This is a genomic window from Psychrobacter sp. Ps1 (genome assembly GCF_022129425.1).
Taxonomy (GTDB): Bacteria; Pseudomonadota; Gammaproteobacteria; order Pseudomonadales; family Moraxellaceae; genus Psychrobacter.
Map to the genome: position 1 here is coordinate 1 of NZ_JADQAN010000018.1, position 25,590 is coordinate 25,590.

The 25,590-nt window shown below is 42.4% G+C and carries 24 protein-coding genes; 15 read left to right on the forward strand and 9 right to left on the reverse strand.

Annotated elements, in window-relative coordinates; genetic code table 11:
• Nucleotides 1-267: 267 nt before the first annotated feature.
• The 6 genes from I3249_RS09815 to I3249_RS09840 all read left to right on the forward strand — a co-directional run bounded on the left by I3249_RS09815 (nucleotide 268) and on the right by I3249_RS09840 (nucleotide 5,829).
• Nucleotides 268-615, forward strand: coding sequence for a hypothetical protein (locus I3249_RS09815; RefSeq protein WP_238069811.1), 348 nt, complete (start codon nucleotides 268-270; stop codon nucleotides 613-615).
• A 381-nt stretch (nucleotides 616-996) separates the two neighbouring features.
• The gene (locus I3249_RS09820; RefSeq protein WP_102093490.1) at nucleotides 997-2,055 is read left to right on the forward strand and encodes a TRAP transporter substrate-binding protein; all 1,059 of its coding nucleotides are present in this window, start codon (nucleotides 997-999) and stop codon (nucleotides 2,053-2,055) included.
• Nucleotides 2,056-2,072: 17 nt separating this feature from the next.
• Nucleotides 2,073-2,600 carry a TRAP transporter small permease subunit gene (locus I3249_RS09825; protein WP_201508194.1) on the forward strand — a complete coding sequence of 176 codons (528 nt, stop codon included), beginning with the start codon at nucleotides 2,073-2,075 and terminating at the stop codon, nucleotides 2,598-2,600.
• Complete coding sequence (locus tag I3249_RS09830) at nucleotides 2,597-3,886, forward strand: TRAP transporter large permease (protein ID WP_238069812.1); 1,290 nt, start codon at nucleotides 2,597-2,599, stop codon at nucleotides 3,884-3,886. Before I3249_RS09825 ends, I3249_RS09830 begins: the two co-directional genes overlap by 4 nt.
• Nucleotides 3,887-4,130: 244 nt before the next feature.
• Entirely contained in the window at nucleotides 4,131-5,183 is a 1,053-nt protein-coding gene (locus I3249_RS09835; protein ID WP_238069813.1) for a 5'-nucleotidase, read from the forward strand.
• Nucleotides 5,184-5,223: 40 nt separating this feature from the next.
• The gene (locus I3249_RS09840; RefSeq protein WP_238069814.1) at nucleotides 5,224-5,829 is read left to right on the forward strand and encodes a rhomboid family intramembrane serine protease; all 606 of its coding nucleotides are present in this window, start codon (nucleotides 5,224-5,226) and stop codon (nucleotides 5,827-5,829) included.
• A gap of 63 nt (nucleotides 5,830-5,892) precedes the next feature.
• Here I3249_RS09840 and I3249_RS09845 read toward each other — a convergent pair whose 3' ends face one another.
• The 3 genes from I3249_RS09845 to I3249_RS09855 form a co-directional block, all read right to left on the reverse strand.
• Nucleotides 5,893-6,441 carry a hypothetical protein gene (locus tag I3249_RS09845; RefSeq protein ID WP_238050710.1) on the reverse strand — a complete coding sequence of 183 codons (549 nt, stop codon included), beginning with the start codon at nucleotides 6,439-6,441 and terminating at the stop codon, nucleotides 5,893-5,895.
• Between the two features lie 161 nt (nucleotides 6,442-6,602).
• Entirely contained in the window at nucleotides 6,603-8,471 is a 1,869-nt protein-coding gene (locus I3249_RS09850; protein WP_238069815.1) for a sodium:solute symporter family protein, read from the reverse strand.
• Nucleotides 8,472-8,475: 4 nt separating this feature from the next.
• Entirely contained in the window at nucleotides 8,476-8,736 is a 261-nt protein-coding gene (locus I3249_RS09855) for a DUF4212 domain-containing protein (protein ID WP_101205298.1), read from the reverse strand.
• A gap of 752 nt (nucleotides 8,737-9,488) precedes the next feature.
• Between I3249_RS09855 and I3249_RS09860 the strand changes: the two genes are divergently transcribed.
• Complete coding sequence (locus I3249_RS09860; protein ID WP_238069816.1) at nucleotides 9,489-10,985, forward strand: alanine/glycine:cation symporter family protein; 1,497 nt, start codon at nucleotides 9,489-9,491, stop codon at nucleotides 10,983-10,985.
• A 136-nt stretch (nucleotides 10,986-11,121) separates the two neighbouring features.
• On the opposite strand, the gene I3249_RS09865 is transcribed toward I3249_RS09860, so the two are convergent.
• Nucleotides 11,122-12,759 carry an electron transfer flavoprotein-ubiquinone oxidoreductase gene (locus I3249_RS09865; protein WP_201579865.1) on the reverse strand — a complete coding sequence of 546 codons (1,638 nt, stop codon included), beginning with the start codon at nucleotides 12,757-12,759 and terminating at the stop codon, nucleotides 11,122-11,124.
• A gap of 551 nt (nucleotides 12,760-13,310) precedes the next feature.
• Here I3249_RS09865 and I3249_RS09870 point away from each other — a divergent pair.
• From I3249_RS09870 to I3249_RS09885, 4 genes are all read left to right on the forward strand, one after another.
• The gene (locus I3249_RS09870; protein ID WP_238069817.1) at nucleotides 13,311-14,102 is read left to right on the forward strand and encodes a DUF1285 domain-containing protein; all 792 of its coding nucleotides are present in this window, start codon (nucleotides 13,311-13,313) and stop codon (nucleotides 14,100-14,102) included.
• Nucleotides 14,103-14,384: 282 nt separating this feature from the next.
• A complete protein-coding gene (murI, locus tag I3249_RS09875) occupies nucleotides 14,385-15,299 on the forward strand; it encodes a glutamate racemase (RefSeq protein ID WP_238069862.1) in 915 nt (304 codons plus the stop codon).
• Nucleotides 15,300-15,470: 171 nt separating this feature from the next.
• The gene (locus I3249_RS09880; RefSeq protein ID WP_238069818.1) at nucleotides 15,471-16,481 is read left to right on the forward strand and encodes a DUF4062 domain-containing protein; all 1,011 of its coding nucleotides are present in this window, start codon (nucleotides 15,471-15,473) and stop codon (nucleotides 16,479-16,481) included.
• Between the two features lie 192 nt (nucleotides 16,482-16,673).
• Nucleotides 16,674-16,973, forward strand: coding sequence for a hypothetical protein (locus I3249_RS09885; protein WP_201569597.1), 300 nt, complete (start codon nucleotides 16,674-16,676; stop codon nucleotides 16,971-16,973).
• 117 nt (nucleotides 16,974-17,090) lie between these two features.
• On the opposite strand, the gene I3249_RS09890 is transcribed toward I3249_RS09885, so the two are convergent.
• From I3249_RS09890 to msrA, 4 genes are all read right to left on the reverse strand, one after another.
• Nucleotides 17,091-18,551, reverse strand: coding sequence for a lytic murein transglycosylase (locus tag I3249_RS09890; protein WP_238069820.1), 1,461 nt, complete (start codon nucleotides 18,549-18,551; stop codon nucleotides 17,091-17,093).
• A gap of 226 nt (nucleotides 18,552-18,777) precedes the next feature.
• Entirely contained in the window at nucleotides 18,778-19,491 is a 714-nt protein-coding gene (locus I3249_RS09895; protein ID WP_238069822.1) for a DUF1499 domain-containing protein, read from the reverse strand.
• Between the two features lie 50 nt (nucleotides 19,492-19,541).
• Entirely contained in the window at nucleotides 19,542-20,234 is a 693-nt protein-coding gene (gene tmpT / locus I3249_RS09900; protein ID WP_238069824.1) for a thiopurine S-methyltransferase, read from the reverse strand.
• 163 nt (nucleotides 20,235-20,397) lie between these two features.
• Nucleotides 20,398-20,919, reverse strand: a complete 522-nt coding sequence (msrA, locus tag I3249_RS09905; RefSeq protein ID WP_057761837.1) for a peptide-methionine (S)-S-oxide reductase MsrA — start codon at nucleotides 20,917-20,919, stop codon at nucleotides 20,398-20,400.
• Between the two features lie 272 nt (nucleotides 20,920-21,191).
• On the opposite strand from msrA, the gene cmoA reads away from it, so the two are divergent.
• The 4 genes from cmoA to I3249_RS09925 all read left to right on the forward strand — a co-directional run bounded on the left by cmoA (nucleotide 21,192) and on the right by I3249_RS09925 (nucleotide 24,896).
• A complete protein-coding gene (cmoA, locus tag I3249_RS09910) occupies nucleotides 21,192-21,977 on the forward strand; it encodes a carboxy-S-adenosyl-L-methionine synthase CmoA (RefSeq protein ID WP_179799506.1) in 786 nt (261 codons plus the stop codon).
• Nucleotides 21,978-22,008: 31 nt separating this feature from the next.
• Nucleotides 22,009-22,572 carry a hypothetical protein gene (locus I3249_RS09915; protein WP_238069826.1) on the forward strand — a complete coding sequence of 188 codons (564 nt, stop codon included), beginning with the start codon at nucleotides 22,009-22,011 and terminating at the stop codon, nucleotides 22,570-22,572.
• A 103-nt stretch (nucleotides 22,573-22,675) separates the two neighbouring features.
• Nucleotides 22,676-23,734 carry a tRNA 5-methoxyuridine(34)/uridine 5-oxyacetic acid(34) synthase CmoB gene (gene cmoB, locus I3249_RS09920; protein ID WP_238069828.1) on the forward strand — a complete coding sequence of 353 codons (1,059 nt, stop codon included), beginning with the start codon at nucleotides 22,676-22,678 and terminating at the stop codon, nucleotides 23,732-23,734.
• A 34-nt stretch (nucleotides 23,735-23,768) separates the two neighbouring features.
• Nucleotides 23,769-24,896: a DUF1176 domain-containing protein gene (locus I3249_RS09925; RefSeq protein WP_238069829.1), complete on the forward strand. Its 1,128-nt coding sequence runs from the start codon at nucleotides 23,769-23,771 to the stop codon at nucleotides 24,894-24,896.
• Nucleotides 24,897-25,061: 165 nt separating this feature from the next.
• On the opposite strand, the gene I3249_RS09930 is transcribed toward I3249_RS09925, so the two are convergent.
• Nucleotides 25,062-25,280 (reverse strand): DUF2788 domain-containing protein, encoded by a 219-nt coding sequence (locus I3249_RS09930; RefSeq protein WP_101205310.1) that lies wholly within the window; start codon nucleotides 25,278-25,280, stop codon nucleotides 25,062-25,064.
• Between the last annotated feature and the right edge of the window lie 310 nt (nucleotides 25,281-25,590).

The window sequence follows — 25,590 nt, forward strand, 5'->3', positions numbered from 1 at the left end:
GTCATCGTCAGCTCTCTATTCTAGATAAAGCCCCCTTCGCTAACGCGTTGGGGGCTTTTCTTTGTCAGCAGTTTGGTAATAATTCTTAGATTAACAGCCGCCAATCTCATTCAGTAAAATAATTATATTTGGTGCCAGTGCTCGATGTCAGAAAGTTTAGCGCTAGATATTTCGGTCAAAACTCAAACCTTCCTACTTACCAATTTGATGTGATACTATTTATTCACTTCTAGAATCTACTATCTGTCATTTATTTTGGAGCACATTATGGGCGTTTCACTCTACTATACTGCTGAACGTTCTACTCTTTTGACTCAACAGGAGCAAGAAAAGATTGCGTCAATAGTCGATGACTATAATGAAAATTTTGAGCATGCAGATGATGCGGAGACTTTTGATCTCTATGCATATGATGACAGTGAGTCAGAGGTCATATTAGCAGGAGCTACAAAGCTGCCTGCTAGTATGGATGTAGAAAATCTTATGTATACCCTAGAACATTGGCTACAATGTTTGACTCAGATTCGCCTTGCGATAACTGATGCAGAATGGCATGTACATTTAGACGATAACGATGCTGTGTGGGTAAATGATAAGTGGCAGATGGAAGAGTAGCGCTTTATTACTATTATTATTTGTATAACTGCCTAGAGCAGCTTCTATAAGCTCATAAAATATTTACACAAAAAAGCTCTCAACTGGATAACAGGCTGAGAGCTTTTTTATGAGAAATTATTTTAGTCTGCTTAATTTTTACTATTATCTATATAGACAATTCAAGTATCAGAAATATATCTATAATATGAATATACCCTTCATAATCTGCTCAAAATGATTTGACTTCTATCATTATAGCTGCTAATTTTAAACTGTACTTTTATTACAGGTATGTAAAAAATATATCTAAACCTTGTAGCCAATTTAATCTAGGATGAGTCAAATTGTCTGCTCGTAATACCTTACTCTTATTCTCATAATTATCAAAAGGAATTGATAATGAAGTTAGCTCCTCTTTTTTCAATTGGTGCTTTAGCCGCTATTAGCCTTCTTGGCTGTTCTAACCAGTCTGCTGATACGACTGATGGTTCATCAGCTACTTCTCAAGAAACTACCGTACTAAGGTTTTCACATTTTTGGCCAGCAACCTCATCTATCAGTAAAGAAGTCTTCGAGCCTTGGGCAAAACAGATAGAAACAGATTCTGACGGCCGTCTAAAAGTTGAGCTGTATCCATCAGCGGGTCTTGCTAAAGCAGACGTTACTTATGAATCTGCTGCCAAAGGTACGATCGATATCGGTTCACAAGCGCATGGTTATACCAACGGTCGCTTTCCTTTGACTCAGATCACTGAACTTCCAGGTTTATCAAATTCAGCAACCCAAATGGGCTGTATGCTACAGACCTTATATGATGACGGTACTTTAGCAGGTGAATACGAAGACTCACATTTATTATTTATGTACGGGGCTGGACCTGGGGCGCTTCATACAACTGATAAGCTAATTCGAACACCTGAAGACATGAAAGGTATGCGTATTCGCCGTCCTTCAGCTGTTGCTGGTGATATTATTGAAAGCGCTGGTGCTTCGCCAGTAGGTTTACCTGCTAATGATATGTATACCTCGTTACAGCGCGGCGTTGTTGATGGTTTGAGTTTCCCTTGGGAAGCAGTAACAGCATTTAAAATTGATGAGATTACCAAGTATCATACCAATATTCCTTTCTATAGCTCAGCGCTTATGGTCACGATGAATAAGGACAAATATGACAACTTACCTGATGATCTAAAACAAGTTTTGGATAAAAACTCAGGGATGGCATTAGCTAATAAGGTCGGTGAAGTGTTTGATAAACATGACCAAATGGCAATTCAAGCTGCTAAAGATAAAGGTGATGAAATTATCGAAATTCCTGATCCATTAAATGATCCAGACTGGAAAGGGCCACTTGAAAGAGGAACACAAAAATATCTAAAGGATGTTAATGCTTTGGGGTTGGATGCTGATAGTGTCTATGAAAAAGCAAAAGCTGCCAGTGCTGCCTGTAAGGTTTAACCTATTGGAGGTGTCACATGGCATTTTTAGTCAAGCTCAGCGTCTTAATCTCTAGATTATGCCAATTTATCGGTGGGATCAGTCTCATCATCATCGTACTAACCACCATGCTCGACGTCAGCGCGCGCTACATATTCAAACTCACCGGTGGTGAGTTTGGCTTTACCGTCAAAGGCAGTGTAGAGATCGTCTCCTACTTCATGCTATTTGCATTACTAGCTGCCTTTGCTGCCTTCGTTGAACGCTCACAAATCATCGTCGACGTCTTCACCCAGAAAATGCCCCAATCTATAAAGGGCTACCTCATGGCTATCTTTATGCTGGGCTTCTTCGTCATCGGCATCGTCTTCTCATGGGGACTCTACGAGAGCGCCATTGACGCTATGGAGTTTGGGAAAGTTACCCAAGACTTAAGACTCTCTATGATGCCTATCTACCTGATCAGTGCCTTGTTAAGTGCTTTTCTAGCCATACGCTCATTGATCGAATCTATTAACATATTTAAGACAGGCGAATTCTTTGACGCCGAGGAGACAGGCGCATGAGTCCAGAAATTATCGGTGCGATTGGCCTAGTTGTCATGATCCTGCTTGTCGTCTTACGCGTACCCGTCGCACTTGCCATGTTAGGGGTGGGCTTAGTCGGTTTTGGTGCGGTCACCGCGCTTAGTGGTGCTCTGCAAATGCTCAAAGACATCCCAGTTGATGTCTTAGCAAAGTATGACTTTAGTGCCATTCCCTTATTTATTCTGATGGGCGTGTTTGCAACTCACTCCGGCATGGCAGGTAAACTCTTTGAAGCCACCCGAACTATATTTGGCGGGGTGAGGGGGAGTCTTGGTATTGCAGGTATCGGTTCATCCGGTATCTTTGCCTCTATCTCAGGCTCATCACTCGCCACTGCCTCCACCATGACCAAAGTGGCGTTACCGCAAATGGAGAAGTACGGCTATCAGCCAGGCTTTGCCTGCGGTATTTTAGCTGCTGGTGGTACGCTTGGTATTATGATTCCGCCCAGTATTGCGCTACTGGTCTATGCCATCTTAACCCAGCAGTCAGTAGGTGACATGTTCATCGCTGGGTTCCTACCGGGTATGCTCGGTATGGTGATGTACTCACTTACCGTCATGGTGATGGTACGCTGGAAACCACATTTAGCAAAACGTGGTGAGAAAACCACGTGGAAAGCCAAGCTACTGTCACTAACGGGTCTGATACCATTTAGCTTTATCTTTATTGTGATTATTGCCGGTATCTTCTTTGGGTTATTTACTCCAACAGAAGGCGCCGCAGTAGGAGCGTTTGTCTCATGGGCTTATGCCTTTGCTAAAGGCATGCGTCTAGATGGTCTTAAGCAGTCATTGATTGAGACGCTAGCACTCTCTGCAGTGGTGTTCTTTATGCTATTGGGTGCAGAGGCATTGGGGTATTTTATCTCAGTCTCACGCTTGTCTTATACGCTGGCATCTTGGATCGGTGGGTTGGCGGTCAGTCCAATGATTGTGCTGATCTGTATCCTGTTCATGTACTTCCTATTAGGACTGTTCATGGATGCGTTAGCAATGCTAGTAATCACCATTCCCGTGGTATATCCAATCATTCTAGCGTTAGGGTTTGATCCAGTCTGGTTTGGCATCATTGCGGTATTGACGGTGGAGCTTGGTTTGATTACGCCGCCGATGGGGATGAATATCTTTGTGATTAAGGCGATGGCACCGCACATTAAGCTGAGTGATATGTTCCGCGGGGTGGCTCCATTCATTGTCTCTGATGTAATCCGTTTGGTTATCTTGGTGATGTTCCCTGCCATCTCGCTTGTGCTGTTGGGGTAGCGGAATATAAACTGAAACTTAAACCATAGCTTATAAGTTATTGTATGAAGCCATATTGCTTACGCAGCAGTGTGGCTTTTTTAGTGTCTGATATTTTGACTAAGAATTAAGAGAAGGATATTTTAGAAACTCACAATCTATGACACTGCGTGATGGTAACTTTTCTTAGTGTTATAAAGGCTTATGAATGTAGTAAACTGGTTTTCATTCATTTTCCTATATAACTTTATAAGTAGAGATAGTCATGGCTGTCGATTTTAGTAATACGCTCATCGTCGCAATTTCTGCGACGGCACTTTTTGATTTGACTGAATCAGAAAACTATTTGCTAAAGCTGCTAGAGCAACGACCTACAAATGCTATAAAAGAGTTTAGGGAGTACATGACCGAGCGTGAAAATGATCCCTTGAATATCGGTGCAGGTTATCCGCTGATTAAAGCGTTACTAAACCTAAATAAGTATTCTGATAATAGTGATGGACGAGATTCAGACATTGAAACACCATTGGTCGAAGTCGTGATTGTCTCAAAAAGCAGCCCAGACACTGGTATTCAGGTGCTTAATGCAATTCTAGAACATGATATCAATATCTCCCGTTCTGCTTTTATTTCAGGTAGCCCTGTTGCGCCTTATATCAAAGACTTTAATGTTGATCTGTTCTTGACCACCAATCGCGACGATGCCCAGCAAGTTGCGGATGCCAATATCTGTGCCTGTGCCATACTAGACGCTACGCCTGTGAATACTTATGAGCTGGATACTGAGCAGCTGCGTATTGCCTTTGATGGGGATGCAGTGCTTTTTGATGATTCAGGTGAACTGCTATACAAACAAAAAGGGCTGCGAGCCTTTCATGATCGTGAAGTACAAATGCGTGATTTGCCGATTGAAAAAGGCCCTTATGCTGAATTGTTAATTAAATTGTCAAATCTGCAAGAGCGCCTACCTGCTGGTCTAAAATACTCACCAATAAAAATTGCGCTGGTGACCGCGCGCAATGCACCAGCTGACTTGCGTGCTATTAAGACATTGCGAGAGTGGGGAGTGAATGTTGATATGGCGTTTTTTTTGGGAGGATTAGAGAAAACAGCAGTACTCAGAACATTTGCGCCGCATATCTTCTTTGATGATTCAATCAAGCACATTGATGCAGCACGTCGGTTTATTCCTACGGCCTTGGTTCCGTATCATTCGACGTCATTATTGCATGGTGACAACTATCTCACTGTTGATGAAGATGCATCACTGTTGTCGTTCAAACCTGCTGTGCACCCACTATTTGCTGTAAATCATTAAGTAGGCATAAAAAATCTAGGTAATAAGGATAGGATGGTATATGAATTGGCAGCAATTGCTTAATTTGATTGTAGTACGAATAAAGCAGGTCATTGGGCTGTATGCTTTTGTGCTTATACCGATGTGGGGCATGTTTTTTCTAAATGAAGTGGCCCTATTTGGTATGTGGAACATCTTTGGCATCGTACCGCGTGCTTTAGATGTGGGTAGTATTATAGGGGTGTTTGCTTCATGGACCATGCATGGCAATTTGTCACATTTGACTGGCAATACGGTGACGCTATTACAGATTTTGTTTTTGTTTGGACTGTTTGAGAAGAATGCTTATAGCACGGTGATTAAACTGGTGGTTGCCTCGGGACTGGTCACTTGGGTTATAGGGTCGCCATCTTCTATTCATATTGGCGCATCAGGACTTTGTTTTGCAATGTTAGGTTATATGATAGGCGGGGCTATATTTGCGCGGCGCTGGGGTTATCTGATTGCTTGTATTGTTATGGGAACTGGCTATTGGCTGACCATTAAGCAAGGATTGATGCCGCAACAAGGTATCTCATTTGCGGCACATTTTGGTGGCTTGTGCGCTGGGCTACTCCTAGGAGCTAATTCAAAGCATACTTATTCAGCCGCTTCTCAACGCTATTAAAAGCAACTGGATGTCAGTATTTAATGAACCAGCATAATCATAACCGTACTAAGCGTTATAGGATCAGACGATTTCATCAGTACAGATTTTGATAAATAAAGGATCGTCTGTAGTCAGCTCTCGCCACGCAGTGGTCTGTTTAACATGTTCATTCACCGTCAGTGTGTTACCTTTTTCTGGTATTACGTAGTCTGCTCGGGCAGGTGTAGTGCAATCTATTACCTGTAAAATCTTCTGCACGCTTCTGCGTCTTTCAAACAAATACAAATTAACTAAATGCATATCTGGATTGTCAGCATGCATGCTAGCATTGCCCGTATCTGCCGCAATAAAGCGCAAGACTTGTGGTTTAACATAAGACCATGGGCGAAACCATTCCGTGCTTTCTGCTGTTTTGACAACTTCTACGCCTTCTGGCAGATCTCGCACTTGTTGACCATACCAGCTGTATTCCTGGTTTATCTGAAATGCAAACATCCCAATAGCAGCAAATAAGGGAATCAGCCATTTAGGTGCACGTTTGCCTGCCAGTTTGCTGAGGTGAGTTATGATAAGTGCTAGTCCAGCCATACCAAATGCGGCAGCGATGGTAGCGATAAACTCAAAAAGCATAAAATATTCCTTAATGCGTTAGATGTGTCTAATTGAACCTATTAGATAAAGTAAAAATCTAAAATTTAGTTATTATAGCTATAGGATAAAAAAATCACCCACAAGCAGCTACTGCCTGTGAGTGATATATAGTAACAGAAGATATATCCTCAGTTGTGAGCTTAGTGGTCGACTGCACCGCCAGCGCCACGTGGAGAACGTACGCTCTCAACCAGCTCCTGAATATGTGCTGGTGGTGGCGCAGTAGCATAAGATACAGCGAATGCTACGATGAAGTTAAGCAATGCACCAACTGCACCAAATGATAGTGGTGAGATACCAAATAACCAGTACTCTTCAGTATCAGGGAAGTTCGCTGTACCACTGATGAAGAACCAACCTTTGAACATAAAGATATAGACAAGAACGACTATTAAACCAGTCAACATACCAGCGATAGCGCCAAGATTGTTGATGCGTTTAGAGAAAATACCCATCATTAACACAGGGAACAATGAAGAGGCAGCAATACCGAAGGCCAGTGCTACGACCTGTGCGGCAAACCCTGGCGGATTCATACCTAAGTAAGTTGCTACTACAATCGCCACACCCATAGTGATACGAGCATATTTTAGCTCTTGTTTATCAGTGATATCTGGGTTTAAGTTACGTTTGATTAAGTCATGACTGATGGCTGATGAAATTGCGAGCAGTAGGCCTGCAGCGGTTGATAGTGCTGCTGCCAAACCACCTGCAGCAATCAGACCAATAACCCATGGTGGAAGCTGTGCAATTTCTGGATTCGCTAGAACTAAGATATCAGCGTTAACATCAAGCTCGTTACCTGCCCATCCAGCGTTAGCAAAACGACCATCAAGCTCTGCATCATGTGCAATACGAGCGGTTTCTACCGCTGCAGTTGCTGCAGCAACATCGCCACCGTCAGTTTGAGCAGTATTGAGGGCGATCTGAGCAGCACCTAACCCACTATCACTGTACAACTGAATACGACCATCATTGTTTAGATCGTTATACTTGATAAGACCTGTTTCTTCCCATGTCATCATCCAGTCTGGACGTTGATCATATTCTAGAGGCGCTTCTGCAACCCCTTGTGGGTAAACGGTGTCAATTAGGTTTAGACGAGCCATAGCACCTACTGCTGGAGCAGTAAAGTATAGTAGCGAGATAAATACCAGTGTCCAACCTGCTGTCCAACGTGCATCAGCCACTTTAGGTACAGTGAAAAAACGAATGATAACGTGTGGTAGACCTGCTGTACCGATCATTAGCGTCAAGGTAAATAGCACCATGTTTAGCTTGTTAGGAACATCAGCCGTATAAGAGGCAAATCCTAAGTCAGTCACAACTTGGTTAAGCTTAGTCAAAATAGGGACACCTGACTCGACATGGTTTGAAAACAAACCAAGGCCTGGAATCGGGTTACCGGTCAACTCAAGTGAAATAAAGACAGCAGGAATAGTATAGGCAATCATCAGAACCACATACTGTGCAACCTGCGTATAGGTAATCCCTTTCATACCACCAAGTACGGCATAGAAGAAGACAACAATAGCCGCAATGATAAGACCAGTACTACTCTCAACTTCTAAGAAGCGCGAGAATGCAACACCAGCACCGGTCATCTGACCGATAACGTAAGTGGTCGATGCGGTAATCAAACAGACCACAGCAATCATAGCAGCCGTTTTTGAGTAAAAACGATCGCCGATAAAATCAGGAACCGTGAACTTACCGAACTTACGTAAATAAGGCGCTAAAAGCATCGCTAGCAGAACGTAACCGCCAGTCCAACCCATCAAATAGGTAGAAGCGCCATAACCACTAGCAGCAATAAGACCTGCCATTGAGATAAATGACGCCGCACTCATCCAGTCAGCAGCTGTTGCCATACCGTTAACGACCGGATGGACACCACCACCAGCAACATAAAATTCACTGGTTGAACCAGCACGAGCCCAAATCGCGATACCGAAATAGAGAGCGAAGGATAGACCCACAAAAATAAGATTAATTACAAATTGACTCATGGGGCTATTCCTCGTCTACGCCATATTGTTTGTCTAACTTATTCATACGCCAAGCGTAAAAGAAAATTAGGATGATAAATATACCAATGGATCCTTGCTGAGCAAACCAAAAGCCCAGATCAGTACCACCGATTTTGATACCAGCTAACAATGGACGAAACAAGATACCAAAGCCATATGAGCATAGCGCCCAAACAACCAAGCTGCCGAGAATGAGACGAATATTGGCGCGCCAATATCCAGATGGATCGTTGTGGTTTTCCATAGGACAACTCCTTTTGTCTTACCTAAAAAATATCAACCATATAAAAAGAACTGCGATTATTTCTTACCACGAAAAGTATAAAAAATAGTCAGGTACTGCTTTATATAGTGAAAACGATGATGCGTGATAGTACGTTTAATGCTCGGTAATTCTCTACTTCAAATAAAAGTAGTTAACTATTTAAGCATCGTATTGACCTAAACCATCGAATGGCAAAAATAACGTTTCTTGAGGAAGACAGAAGGGTGGACTATCCAGTGTCTTTTTAACAATCTCGTCTTCCTGACAAGAGTTTTAATCTTTTTAACACGCTAACCTGTTGTGCTTCTTGTACTGATTAATAGCCTCGATAACCATAAAACAGTCTAAACGGATATAGAATTTATATTAGCACGGTTTAATAAAGATAATTGCAAACTACTACGCATAAATAATAAGTAAATTACTAAAAATTAGTTTGCTAAATATTTATTAAAGAACCTAACGTTACGGCAACCGAGTAATTTATACGATTAAATTATCACTTAATCTATTCTATATAAGATGAAACATAAGCATTATTTATTTTAAAAATAACTATATAAAGTCGATAAGTAAACGTGATGGTCGCATGTCGCTCAATATCTATATCATGCACGTGTCTTTTTGGTATCAGGTATTTTGCACAGAGGCTTATATAGTCCATGGCAATCAAAATATGATATCGATATGAAATTTAAGTAACGCGTATAAAGAATGAATAAGGAGCCCATATGAACGAAGGGATAGTAGGTTGGTTTAATAACATCGTAAATTATGGTGTCGGTATTATCTGGGGTAACAACGATTGGCTGATTGCTAGTAACCCTTGGTATGGATTACTGATGTTCTTACTAATTGGTGCGGGTCTTTACTTCACCGTCGTGACACGTTTTATTCAGTTTCGTCATTTTGGTCATATGTGGAAGTTGCTACGCGTGTCCAACCAAGGACGCAAAGATGGTGGTATTAGCTCATTTGAAGCATTGATGACGTCGCTGGCCGCGCGTGTTGGTACTGGTAACTTGGCAGGTGTGGCAATTGCCATCTATTTGGGTGGACCAGGTGCTGTATTCTGGATGTGGATGACGGCACTGGTCGGTATGTCGACCAGCTTTATCGAGTCAACCTTAGCACAGGCATATAAAGTACCGCACAACGATAATGTGTACCGCGGTGGCCCTGCTTATTACATCGAAAAAGGTCTAGGCAAGCGCTGGCTTGCCGTGTTTTTCTCATTATGTTTGTTAGTGGCCTTTGGTTTGGCATTTAATGGCGTACAATCCAATACCATCGCTCAAGCGACCAACGAAGCCTTTGGTGTGCCAACGTGGATGACAGGTTTGGTATTGGTAGTACTGGTAGCGCCAGTGGTATTCGGTGGTTTACGCTCAGTAGCTCGTATCGCAGGTAAAATCGTACCAGTGATGGCTATCTTGTACATCTTGCTAGCGCTATTCATTATCGTGACTAATTTCAGTCAATTCCCAGCAGCGATCGCGTTGATTGTAAAATCAGCATTTGGCTTTGAGCAGGCAGCAGGCGGTGTCATCGGTTATGGTATTGCGCAGGCAATGATTAACGGTATCAAACGTGGCTTGTTTTCTAACGAAGCAGGTATGGGTTCAGCGCCGAATGCTGCAGCAACGGCAAAGAGTCATCCTGATCATCCAGCAGTGCAAGGTTTTATGCAGATGCTAGGTGTATTTATGGATACCCTTATCATTTGTACCGCGACGGCGTCGATCATTATCTTGTCTGGCGTGGTCGACCCTAATGTCGAGCAAGAAGGTATTCAGTTAACCCAGCTAGCCTTATCACAGTATGTGGGTGACCTAGGTGTGGTGTTCGTGGCGATTGCGATTTTCTTCTTCTCATTTACGTCTATCATCGCCAACTATAGCTACGGTGAGTCAAATCTTGAATTTATCTCTGGTGCCAAAAACGCCAAAGTAATGATTATGGTTTTCCGCTTCCTAGTGTTAGGTATGGTATTTATTGGGTCTGTTGCTAGCCTACCTGCTATATGGAACTTCGCTGACTTGTCTATGGGTCTGATGGCCTTGGTCAACTTAGTCACAATTTTGCTCTTGTCTCCTGTAGCGCTAAGAATACTACGTGACTATGAGCGTCAGGTAAAAGAGGGTAAAACAGGTGATCAGATTAAGTTTGATCCTGATAACTTTGTAAAACTCAGAGATGAAGCCAACCGTGATGCTTGGACAGATTAAGCAGCATTAATTGGTAAAAATAGCTTGTTCTAAGCATTAAAAAACCGCCTTTCTCTTCTTAAGAGAAAGGCGGTTTTTATTGGAGCACAGTTTTAATGATATTAACTGTACCAGATTAAATCAGAATTATCCTGATTTACATGTTTGGGTAGTTAGGACCACCGCCACCTTCTGGCGTTACCCAAGTGATGTTCTGTGAAGGGTCTTTAATATCACAGGTCTTACAATGCACGCAGTTCTGCGCATTGATGACAAACTTAGCGCCTTCAGCGTCTTTGACCACTTCATACACACCCGCTGGGCAGTATAAACGTGCAGGCTCAGCGTACAACGGTAAGTTGATTGAGATAGGTACCGTTGGATCAGTAAGTTTTAGATGCGTTGGCTGATCTTCTGCATGGTTGGTGTTAGAGATAAATACTGACGATAACTTGTCAAATACCAGCTTACCATCAGGCTTAAGATAAGTTGGTTGATAAGCATGATTAGCACGCTCCAACTGATCGTAATCTGGGATATTGTCATGCAAAGTGAATGGCATTTTACCTTTTAACAAGTTGTGCTCGATAAAGGTGAAAGCGCCGCCCATGAACAGACCCATACGGTGAATCGCAGGTGAGAAGTTGCGCGACTCATAGTTATCTTGATACAACCATGACTCTTTATACATTGTGCTATAAGCAACCACTTCATCATGCTGGCGTTCAGCTTGCAGCGCCTCAAAGATAGCTTCGGCTGCGAGCATGCCTGACTTCATTGAGGTATGTGTACCTTTGATTTTTGCTGGGTTTAAGAAACCAGCATCATCACCTACCAACACGCCACCTGGGAAGGTGAACTTCGGTAGTGAGTTTAGACCACCTTTGGTCAACGCACGTGCGCCGTAAGAAATACGCTTACCGCCTTCTAAAACGTTTTTGATAACAGGATGTGTTTTTAAGCGCTGCATTTCATCAAATGGAGACACGTAAGGGTTGTGGTAAGACAGATCTGCTACAAGACCAAAGCTTACTTGGTTGTTTTCATCAAAGTATAACCACCAGCCACCAGTAGAGCCAGTTTCAGTTAATGGCCAACCAAGACCATGCATGACAACGCCTTGCTCATGCTTTTCAGGCTCAACTTCCCATAGCTCTTTTAGACCGATACCATAATGCTGAGGATCAGAATCTTTATCTAGATCAAAACGGCTGATTAAGCGTTTGCCTAAATGCCCACGGCTACCTTCGGCAAAAATAGTATATTTGGCAAGGAGCTCATAACCAGGCTCAAAACTTGGCTTGGCTTCACCATTGGCGGCCACACCCATATCACCCGTTAACACACCTCTGACCGAACCGTCGTCGTTGTATAAGATGTCATCGGCAGGGAAGCCTGGGAACATCATAACTTCAAGCTCTTCTGCCTGTACGGCTAACCAACGAACGACATTACCTAGCGAGACAATATAGTTGCCATCGTTGTGCATTGGACCTGGAATTAAAGAGTCAGGCACTTTAGTTGAGCGTGTGGCAGAGTTTAGATAATAAAAACGATCTTCTGTCGCTGGCACGTTAAGCGGTGCGCCTTTTTCTTTCCAGTCAGGAATCAGCTCATTTAGAGCGCGTGGCTCGATGACTGCACCAGACAACGTATGGGCACCAAACTCAGAGCCTTTTTCGACCACACAAACCATAAACTCATCATTACCAGCTTCAATAGCGAGCTGACGCAAACGTATGGCAGCAGACAGACCTGCAGGTCCACCGCCAACAATGATGACATCGAACTCCATTGATTCGCGTTCGACTTCAGGTTCCGCGGAAACTGGCGCTACGACTGGTTCTACTTTATCTAGCGTTGCGGTCTCTGTCGCTACTGGTGCGTCAGCATTCACAGTATTACCATCAATAACTGGCGTTTGATTGTCTTGCTCTTGCATACCTACTCCTAAACTTTTAGTGGCTTATCTCAGGGCATCATTAGCTTAACAACTGAATAATAGACTTGCGGCGCTAACGTCACTCAGACATATGGCTGCCCGATAAAACTGTCTTTGCGGCATCAATTGACCCGTCATGGTTAATACCAATTTATCTAAGAATATCAACGCATAACGTAAGATGTGTCATCAATACAACACCCACTTGACCATTTCAATAAAAAATCGTTACTCATTATAAAAGAAAAGTCCTACAAACACGATACGCATTTATGAGTATCGATGCTAAGGTAATGTTAAGAAAATGAGGTTGTTATAACGATAAAGTTTCATCATACCTGAAACAAAAATTTATAGTAATAATAGATAAGCCAAACTTTGAATACTAAATAAAGGGATTAATAATGAATAACGACAATAATAGTGTTGAAGGCAGTCATAAAAAATTAATAGAAGCCCCAACCAGTAAGCCTTCTAGCCTAGGCAGCTTAGATAATTTGGATGCACTAAGCCAGTATATTAAGTCTACGAAAGGCACTCGCGAAGGGCGTGCAATACCACCGCTTGAAAAATGGCATCCTAAAGATATTGCTGATATGGATTTGACTATCAAAGCAAACGGAGAGTGGTGGCATGAAGGCGGTCAAATGACCCGTGAGTCATTGGTCAGTTTATTTGCGACTATTTTGTGGAAAGAAGAAAATAATGGTGTTATCGAATACTTTTTGAAAACCCCAGTACAAAAAATCCGTATTCAAGTAGAAGATGCACCACTGTTGATTAACGATGTTGGTATCGTGCAGGAAGATGACATGAGCTGGTTAGAGTTCACGACGACGACCGGTGATGTGGTACGCTTGGATAATGAGCATCCTATTATATTAAAAGCGTATAATTCTAATAAGAGCGATTCTAATGAAAGCGACTTTAATAACAGCGACTTCAATAACAGTAATCAAGCGAATCAAGCGAATCAAGTGAGTACAGCTGACGATGTTGCAGATTCTCAGGAATCAGCGTCTACAGAACAGGTACGCCCTTACATGACGGTCAGAAATGGATTGACTGCGCTTATCGGCCGTAATACTTTTTATCACCTGACTGAAATTGGAGCGTTATCAGAAGAAAATGGCAAGACGATATTGACGCTACAGAGTGGTGGCCAGTCTTATTCATTATCGATGCCTACTGATTAAGTATTATGTTTATCTATTAATTGCTGCATGCCGATGAGTGCTATAATTTTATAATGTCGCCTGATTCTGTTAGTTTAAACAATCATTATCGTATAAAGGTAGTCGATAGAGAGCTGACTTAGAGTAACGCCATACACGCAATATATATAGCGCATTTAATGGGGTAATGAGATTGATGAATAATATGATAATGGCATTAGCATAAAGATGGATATCAAAAACCAGACAGTCGGAAAGCTCAGACCATGTGTCGATATATCTGTTGACCAAAGTCTCAAAGCTATGGATCTAGTAGATGTCAATAAACATGCTGGTAACACAGTTGTAAGCGATAAAAACCGTAGCGCGCCCATTGGCGTGTTTGATTCTGGTGTTGGCGGTTTGTCTGTTTATTTGCATTTAGCACAGCAGCTGCCTACTGAGCGTTATGTATATTATGCCGATACGCTAAATGTACCTTATGGTAATCGTGACAGCGAAGATATTGAAGCGCTAACGCTAAAGGCCGTAGAGTGGTTACATCAGCAAGGCTGTAAGATAATAGTTATTGCTTGCAACAGTGCCTCGGCATATGCGCTAGATACCGCCCGACGTTGCTATCCACATATACCTATTGTGGGTCTTGTCCCTGCATTAAAGCCTGCGGTACTAGCCAGTAAGAGTTCTCATGTAGCGGTGCTAGCAACCAAAGCGACGTTGAATGGCACCTTATTAAATGATGTTATCATCAATTTTGCTCAACCTAATAACACAGTAGTCACTAAGTATTTTGATCCGCAACTGGTACCTTGGGTAGAAGCAGGTATGTCAGAACAAGACGAGACCGCTGAAAGATTACGTCAACAGGTACGAATATTTGCTAATGAAGGTGTCGATCAGTTAGTGCTGGGATGTACACATTATCCGTTTTTTAAGACATTCTTATTGGATGAGATTGTACAGCAGCAGCTATCAATACAAGTCATTGATTCTGGTCAAGCGATTGCTGAACGAGTTAGACAGCTATTGATTGCAAACAACTTATCTGCATCATTGATGAGTGAAAAACAAGAAAATCTGTCACAAAAAATCAGTAAGAAAAATACCATTACTAGACCGCCATTAACTTTTCATGCCACTAAATATAGTGATAGACTATGCGCTTTAGTTGAGCGCTTACTCGGTACAGAAATGGCATTGCAATACTACTCTCATTAGTTATTATCAAAGCTAGTGATATCAATATGCTGTATGCAACGCTGACTCAGTTAAAATAAATTGAGTGCATCTTTTTAAGCTAAGAGTATGCTAGGCTGAACAAGACAAGATTTTTGTGTTCTATTTTACATCCTATCCTTTTTATGTCACGACCTACGCTTAGAGGTAATTGTGCCGAATCGTCGCTATCATATTCATATTATATGCGCTGACAATGACCAGTTGTTGGTTCTAGACAGCTTAGCGATATTTTTTCAGGCGCGCGCATTTCTGACCTATGATGTTTCTAGTAAATTATCTAAAGCCTCTTTTTATGGGCGCCAGTGTATTGATTCTTGTGATTACGCAGTCATGATTGTTGGCGACAGCTATGGAACTGTGCAAAAAAACGGTGTCAGCCAGATGCATTTGAGTTATCTAAATGCCAAAGCGAAGCTTAAGCCGCTAATTGTTCTTGTCAAAAACCACTCTCCAGACGCTGTTATCAGTCGTCAACTTCAAGAGTTTATTAAGTTAGTCACCAAGCAAGATAATCAACTACATTACTATGATACGGAAGAAGATATTGAGCCATTGCTAGTACAGGCTCATTATAATGCCGTCGCCAATAATAAAATGGTAGGTGGCTGGGTCAGAGCGAACGACGAAGAGAATACGACTAGTAAAAAGGTCGTGTATGAGAAGCCAGTCGATGTATTACCTAGTACTACCGAGGTAGAGAAAAACAGTGCTGATGACGAAGACTTTATATCGGATAAGGTTAGTGAGCCAATTGAGTTAACGGAGTTTTTTGAGATTCAATATAGTGCCCAAGCTTATGAGGGCGGCAATCTAACGGACGTGACCCGATCACTAACACTCTCGTGGCACGAGATACTCATGACACTCATGAGAATACCGTCTACTTTTTCGAGCTATGGCTTGCAAAATGCCATCAATCGTTTGATTACCGCTAAAGCGGAAATAGACATCAAAAAAGAGATGCCAAACGTTCATGCTGTCTCACGCTGCCAAATCTCTCAAGCTGATATCAATAATTTGCAACGTCAGCTAGTCGGTGCAAATTGGATACAACTGATGACTTATGGTACGCGTGTATCACAAGAGCTTTGGAAGCTTACCTTCTACGCAAAAAACCTACTGCAAAATCATACCTCAAGTACAAATAAACAAGACGAGTAATTATTTGCTAGCGTACTCAATAATAGCCATCTAAAACGTCCATTTTGGCATCACGACTACGTTTTGTAATACAAAGCATACGTGCAATGCTTGTGAATCTTCTTCAGACCCGTAATAATAAAGTCAGTCAGTTAACAACGTTGGCTGTTTGAGAATGAGAACTATAATATTAATAATTAGGGAGAGCGTACGATGAGCAATGCTAAAAATGACGAGTTAAAAAAAGAGATTGATGGTCTAGAAAAGTCTATGCATGATGCTGATCAGTTTCATACGTTAGAAGAGCAAGTAGCAGATATGAAACGTCGCGGTATAGATCCTAGCAAGGCCTACAAAGATTTAGACAGTAAAGCCGAAGATGAAGATTGGGGCGATGCGACTTGGAAAGAGAATGGTAAGTGGGAGCCAAAAACGGCAGCCGATTTAGACGATAAAGCTCGCGAAAACTGGAATGGTGATAATGGTCAGCCTAAGCCACCACCTATCGTTTAGATACATATTTTGAGAAAATGAGATAAGTATCTATTGATACCTATCTATGAATAAAAAGCCACGCTATCGTTAGCGTGGCTTTTTTGATGCATTTAAATAGCATCACTTATCTTGCTACTATGAACCTTGGTCTATACGAACAAGCTTGATAGTGCCATCGGCATCAGTAACGCGGCGATAACGTGTATTGCCAGAAGTTGATGAGCTCACTGATGGTTGAGATGAGTAGCTACTAGGAGCAGTCGTTTGCTGCTGAATCAATTGCCCCATGCGATCGGCAGGTGCAGGATTTAGGGGTTGGCTGTTTGCAGGCTGGCCGTATTGAGTTTGACTCGGTGCTGCATTACCAACGATGGCGCGATAGAACTTCTGGCCTGCGCGACCGTCAGCTGGGAAAATACCGCGACTAGTCTGGTATTGTTGGATAGCGGTACGAGTATTGTCTCCGATGATGCCATCTACACCGCCAATGTCATAACCTGCGTTTAGCAACGCTTGTTGAATATCTTTGGCCTGCTGGCGGCTGATACCAGGATCATCTGTCGGCCAAGCAGTGATAAAGTCTGTTTTGCTGCTGTCTTCGCGAGTGATTAGATCTGATAAGTGTGCGATAGCCAGCGCGTAGTTTTCTGATGCGTTATAAGAGTAGAAAGTGTCGAAATTTTTGCCCACCAAGAAAGCAGGGCCTTCCATACCAGCGGGTAATAATAAGCCTGCACTGCTCAAATCATATGGTAGCGGACTGCCATTAGCCAACGTCAGACCTTGGTCGCGCCAGTGGCTTATTGACTTTTTGTCTTTACGATTAGAAGCGGCCCAAAATCCATCAGGTAGTTTGACTTCATAGCCCCAAGGCTCGCCAGTACGATAGCCGCGATTGTCCAAGAAGTTTGCCGTAGAAGCGAGTGCATCAGGTACGCTATTGACCAAATCACGACGTCCATCACCATCGAAATCGACTGCCAATTCTAAGAAAGTACTCGGCATAAACTGTGTCTGTCCAAAAGCGCCTGCCCATGATCCTGTCATATCATTTGGTGCGATATCACCGTTTTGCACGATTTTTAGCGCATTGGCGTACTCACCTTGGAAGTAGCTTTGACGACGATCAAAACAAGATAAGGTCGCTAAAGACTCAAATAATGGTTTCTTACCTAGCGTTTGACCAAAGTTAGATTCTACGCCCCAGACACCGAGCACATGCTCAGCTTTTACGCCATAACGTGACTCGATTTGACGTAGCGTCGAGCCCCATTGACGCTTGGCTCGGATACCGTCCTCGACACGCTCTTTGTCTACCAATGCTGATAAATAGTCCCAGACGTCTTTTTGAAACTCTGGTTGATAATTCAGTGACTGAATGACACTAGGATCAGGCTGGCTTGGGCGATAGTTATTAAAAGTATAGCCATCAACACCGCTAAATTTGCTAGAGTTTTTTAGATTGTCTAAGCACTGCTGAAACTCACTATTGGATAAATCAGGTGCTGGCGGCTGTGCGGCTTGAGCAGTGGTAGCAAGGCTGATGCCGACAGCAACACTAAGCAGCGACAAAGTAGAAAAAGGAGTCAAACGCATGAAAATATCCTATAAACGTTAAAATAGTTATCGAAAGGCAAAAAATGATATTAACGTAGAGTAACCAATCTAAACAGTAAAGAAAAGCTGTCGAAGTACCAAGGTTATAAATGGTTACGATAAATTGACGCTGCCGTGAGATTAGAAGAGGATTTCATAGAGCTGAAAATGCAAAGCGTTAAACAGTACTTTATTGCGAGGACTATCTTTAGGAGATATAACCTGTTTATTTAGCTAACACACTATCTAGTTCTTCTATAAAGCTATGAATCCGCGCCGCATTTTTACCCAAATCACTCTGTCCAACTCGTGACTTACTGCGGATATCAACCCAGCGCTCGCTATCGTTATCAATCACACGAATGATCACATCATCTTTAAAGCCAAACCAAACAGTCGTCTCTGTTGCTTCGATGATGCCTTTATCGGCATCAACATTTACTAGCTCCCACCCTAAATTTTCTATGGCTTGTTTGGATGCCTTAACCAATTCAGGCTTTGACTGAGCATAGGTCAGTGTCTGCAAATCAGGATAGGCGGTACGTTGTTGTTCAGCTACTTCTGCGCCTGTGTACTCTACGGGATTCGGTGCATCTGCACGTAGTGGAGCAATCTTGACAAACTCAGGCGGATTCACTAAATCGGTAGAAATATCGTGAATAGGCGGTAAATTTTTGGCCGTGTTCATCATGCTAAGCGGGACAGCAATTGCAGCGACAGCAAATACGGCTGAGGCTAATGCGCTCCCAATACTGGCTGTATTTCGTTTAAATAATAGCTGAATAGCTAACAATACCAATGCTGCGATACTAGCAAATAACCCAAATTTAAACCCTGCAAACGCAGTGCCTAATTCTACAACGCCAAACTTATACAATGGGCCTGCCAGAGCAACTAGCAGAATAGCAGTTATACTCATTAGACCAACTATCATTTTCATTCAATTTCTCCGTTGCGATTTAGCGGCTTGTTAAAGGTTATATGAGTTTTTTATTTATTGCTCAATAGCCAAACGTGTTCTATGACGGTGATATCAGGTGCAGAACCTATAGAAGAAGGCTTATTCGCTAGCTCACAGATTTGATAGTGAGCGCTATAATACTGCTCTAGTTGGTTGGCATTAATAGAGAAGGGTGGTCCATTCTTTTTACGCTGATCGTAATTTAGCGTGAGTAAAAGCTGCGGTGTTATTTCATTGTTAGCACCATCAGCTTTACTGGTATCGCTACTAAGTTTCCGCACTTGCTCACTATATTTCACACGCATATCGGCTGGCAGGGCGATTAATGCCGCTTTATCATATACTGCATCAATAGAGCCAACATCTTCAAAAGTCAGTGCAAAAATATCAGCGACCCATAAAGTGATGGTCTGTCCCGACAACTGGCCTTGATAGTATCTAATCATTGGGTTGTCTGCCTGTTGATAGACGGTAGGTTCGATGTTTTGCTCAGCAAAGAATTCTTGTACGGCTGTTTTGACCAACTCAACGCCCACCACGTCATAGCCTTGCGTCGCTAGCCAAACCATATCGATAGATTTACCACAAAGCGGAACGAAAATTCGGCTACCCGCAGTTAAATTGAGGCGGTTAAAGTACTCAATCAATAATGGATTGACCATAGATTGATTGAATCCAATGCGACCTTCTTGCCAACGTTTTTGCCAAAACTCAGGGTTCATGCTGCAATCCTCTATCTGCAAGTTTCTATATATACGGTTCTAATCTTTATCTGATATATCAAAGGAATAACTAATAAAAAGCCAAACACCTATAGTATAAGTGTTTGGCTGGTATCTAACATTGGGCTAAGAAATTTTTTGAATAAATAATGTCTTATTCAATTTAGCTAACCATATATTTGCTAAATTCTTTACGCAGTTTGGCAAGCTTTGGCGGTATTGCAAAGTTGCAATAAGCTTGTCCTGGATTTCTGTTGAAGAAATCTTGATGTGAGTCTTCTGCTTGATAGAATTCAACGGCAGGATGTACTTCCGTCACCACATTGACACCCATATCGCGTAACTTATTGATGGTACGGTCAACGGTCGGTTTTTGACTATCTTCGGTATAAAAGACCACGCTGCGATACTGACTACCGACGTCATTGCCTTGACGATCCATCGTGGTGGGATCATGCGTGGCAAAAAAGACATCGAGTATTACTTCTAACGGGACAATAGACTCATCAAATTCGACTTTGATGACTTCGACATGGCCAGTTGTACCACTACAGACAGCTTCATAATTGGCAGAGACAGCATCGCCGCCCATGTAGCCTGAGACGACAGATTGCACACCTTTTACCGATAAAAATACAGACTCGGTGCACCAGAAGCAGCCGCCACCTAATACGATCGTTTGCATAATTTTTTCCTATTATTATAAATATGGGTTAAGTGCTATATTTGGTAGTGATGCTCTCGTTTTTCAATGCTTCTTTCAAACGTCTCATTACCCTTGGCACTATTTATTCAGCTTAGCAGGCAAGCCAAAGGCGATAAGTAACAAACAGTAATGTTATAATGGGCTTTTGCTATCTTACTTCTTTATCAACTGATAATGACAAGCAAAAACTACCAAGCAAAATTCACCAAGTAATTCTTAATTTCAGTTCTATTCTAAAAACGAGTCGTCCCATGAGCCAATCCCAGCCTGCTATCAAACATGACACCCTATTTGATAAACCGTTTACCACGCCACTGGATAAGGCTGCACGCTTTTCATTTGATGAGCAAGTGGTGGCTTGTTTCCCTGACATGATTCGCCGCAGTGTACCCGGTTATGGTCAGGTACTGGCGATGCTGCCTATATTCGCCCGTCGTCATTGCAAGTATCGTCAGCAGAGCGATAGTGGTCAGCGTGTTAGTCGTGTTTATGACTTGGGCTGCTCACTGGGTGCAGCCAGCATGACGCTAGCTGGTGAGTTCGACTCACAAGACTTACAGATTAAAGCAATTGATATTTCGCCTGCGATGACGACCGAGGCGACCACGCTACTGAGTGAGAATTATCCTAAGCATGACATCGAAGTGATCACAGCAGATATCCGCGATGTTGAGCTTGAGCCGTGCGATATGGTGATTTTGAACTTGACGCTACAGTTTTTGCCAGCTGCTGATAGGGTCGCAGTATTAGAGAAGATTTATGCGGCATTGAGCGAAGGCGGCATATTGGTACTGACTGAAAAAACCCATGCGTTTGATGAGCAGTATGATGCGTGGTTGGTAGAGCGTTATTATGACTTTAAACGTGCCAATGGCTACACCGAGATGGAAATCAGTGGCAAGCGTAATGCGTTAGAAAATGTCCTCATTACTGACACGTTAGATGAGCATCATGCACGGTTAGATCAGGTTGGTTTTGCGCGTCATCTGACGTGGTTTCAGTTTTTGAATTTTGTCTCTATTGTGGCGTTTAAATAGGATTTACTTTGGGAGCGAACAAGGTGTTCATATGATTCCGTCTATAGTTGAACAAAATATTCATCAAGTGTTAATAAAAAAAATGAGCGTACAATCATTTGAGCAATGGTTATATGAAGATGATGTATTAGAGTCTAGCAACCCTGATTTGTATCTTGAACTGATTTCATTTAATTATAGTTCTGAAGATAATTTTTATTACCGTTTTTATGATAGTTTTGCGCAATACGTCCGTTTTTATAAATTTGAAGCTGATCGCATAAAAGGGTACTTAAACTCAATTATTGATAGAGATGGAAATTGTAGTAATGCGATTTGGGTGATGTATGAGTTATATTGTAAGGGTTATGGTTTTCTCGGCAAGCTAGGAATTATATACGGGTTCTGCCTAGTAGACTACGAAACTTCGGAATCTAACCATAATATAGATACTATCTTAGATAAGTTGTATCCCGAGATTATTGATGATGCTAAAAATGTACGGAACTGGTTAGAAGAAGGCAAAGTTGTTTTCAAAAGTCAGGACAATGGTTATGGTGTTTTTGAATACGACGATCTTCGTAGTGAAACGGAAATTCTGCAAGGAAATGCGTAGTTCACGAATTTCAAAGAGTTTACATATTAAAACTTATCTTTCTTTATTTTAACCCTTTTAATTTTATTCATTTGAATATTAATCAATACGGTAACCTGCTTTTATGCTCAACGACACTATCATCAACGCAGAACGCGAATTATATTTAACCCTGCTAGAGCTGGCACAGCAGCAGCCGAGCGCTTATGAATGGCTCAAGCAATTACCAACATGGCTAGGTGACATAAAAGACAAAGCCAACTATGCGCACGCGCCTGCCTACCAAGCGTCAGTTGCTCGTTTGCCAAACTTAGCTGTCAATCATGTCGATCTAAACAGCGATACATTGACGATTGAGGCAGATCTAAATGAGTCTCAGCGCAAACAAACAACAGCACTATTAAAGCAGTTGATGCCGTGGCGTAAAGGCCCATTTCAGATTGGCGGTCAAATCGGCGATGATGAGTCAGGTATTAAGATTGATACCGAGTGGCACAGTGACTGGAAATGGCAACGGGTCGCACCGCATTTGGGTGAGTTAAAAGGTCGCCGAGTATTAGATGTGGGCGGTGGCTCTGGTTATCACGGCTGGCGTATGGCAGGGGCAGGAGCGGATACGGTCATTATCGTTGATCCATCATGCTTGTTTTACCATCAGTTTATGGCGATTCGTCATTTCGTTGGTACAGCAGATGCTCATGCTCATACCCATGATAGGGGCCGTTATCGCACGCATTATATTCCTGTACCGCTTGAAGCCTTACCTGAGCACAGTCAGCTGTTTGATACCGTATTTAGCATGGGCGTACTTTACCATCGTCAGTCACCGTTTGAGCATTTACAACAGCTTAAAGGACAGTTAGTCAAAGGTGGTGAGTTGGTACTTGAGACGTTGGTGATTGAAGGTGATGCCAATACTGTACTGGTGCCGCATGACCGCTACGCGCAGATGAATAATGTCTATTTCTTGCCATCGGTGGCGGCATTAATTGGCTGGTTAGAGAAAGCAGGGTTTTTAGATGTGCGCTGCGTCGATGTGGCAGTCACCTCGACTGAAGAACAACGACAAACCGAATGGATGGCCTATCATTCGTTAGCAGACTTCTTAGATCCTAATGATTCTACTAAGACCGTCGAAGGATATCCTGCTCCCATGCGTGCGACTTTGATTGCCAAAAAGTAGCATTGATGGTGGTAGCTAACATAAGAAAAACACTATGAAGACATTAAAGACTTTGATTGTAGCTACCATCAGCTTGCTATCGCTACCTGCTATAGCAGGTTATGGAACTGTATCCGAAGGCTGGGGCTTTGTACAAGACGACTGGCAGGTGGTTTGTGATAATACGCGGACTTGTCGAGCGGCTGGTTACGCTATTGAAGCACTCATAGATGAGCCTGCCTCAATCTTGTTCACAGCATTGCCTAGAGTAGCTCTGCCAAAAGCGCAAATTCAGTTTGTATCAGAAGCACTGCTAGATGATCTTAAGCCTGCTGAGCTTTGGCTGAATAATAAAAACTATGGTGTACTGCAAGCCAACAAAGAAGACAGTCTACTATACGACTTATCAGCTAAGCAGATGCAGACCCTGCTTGATCATGCTCGTGTCGCGACCAAGATAGAGATTAGAGTAGGCGACAACCACTGGCAGATTAGCGATAAAGGCATGTCAGCAGTATTGCTTAAGCTGGACGATGAGCAAGGTCGAGTAGGGATGCCGATAGCATTGGTCAGTAAGAATAATCCAAATCGTCAACGTCCTAAAGCAGCCTTGCCAAAACCAATTATTCAAAAAGCATTTGCGTATTCAGCAAAAGATAACAAAACACTCACTCCATCAAAGCTGGCGTATTTTCAGAAAAATATTGATAAGTGGGTCGATATTAATGCCGAGCAGCTTATAGGGTCCAAGGACGCGATGGGCGACTGTGAGCTGATTAACCCAAAAACTGAAACATATCAGCGGATGTCAGAGTATGGCTCTGCGATGCTTGATTGGGACTTTATACCGGTTGATGATCGCTATACGTTAGCCGCGCATAGTTGCTGGCTAGGTGCTTACAATTCTAGTAATGGCTATTGGCTCATTGATAATACAAAACCTAGCAAGCCTATGCTTATCACGACAGCAGGGAATGATTATTTTGATGGTGAGATTTCCGCCACTCACAAAGACCGAGGCATTGGTGATTGCTGGAGCCGTACTGCATGGACATGGAATGGTGAGACATTTGCTAAGAGTGAAGAGTCTAGTACGGGCATGTGCCGAGGTTTTGCTGGTGGAGCGTGGGACCTACCAACGTATGTGAGTCAGGTTATAAGAAATGATGCTAGGGCTCAGTAGCTTTTTGATTTAGAAGACTTTGATCTAAGAAGCCTTGATTTAAAAGGCCCTGATTCAAATGACTGACACCTTATCAAGCGCAGCAGTCATAGGCTGTATATTACGTTTTTAGTTTTGCTACTCATGTTTTAAGCGATATCAAAGAATAGTGATAAAAATGGCTAATTAGATTAACCATTTTTTGAAAGCGACTTCCATGACTATCTTAAGGATAAAACCAACAGAACCTGCGCCTAGGGCTAAGAATATCCAAAAAGTACCAGCGCGCCCCGCTTCAGACGTTTTAGAGATATCCCACATAATAAAAAACAAGAAAGCGATGAATATCGGCAACAAGACGTACAGTCCCCAACTGGTGACAGTACTGGCGGCAATAGCAAACATGGCGTAATCCTATAATAGAGTAGTAACGCGTCTTCTATATCTTAGAAGAGCCGTACAAACCATTATTATAACGTGGAAGCAGTCAGGTATAAACGACTGCCCAGTATTGAGCAACAGTAACGCTACAATTCCTGTTATGAGTTATTTATCAGTTTTGGATCATTGATATTAGTCAGCCCAAATCACGATAACGGTAAGATTTTAGTGCTAATTTTGGCGCAAATGGTGCAATAAAGCGCAAAGATTGTTATATTTACAGGTTACTTATCTTTTTACATTATTCTATCCCTGCAATGTCGGTCGCTATTAC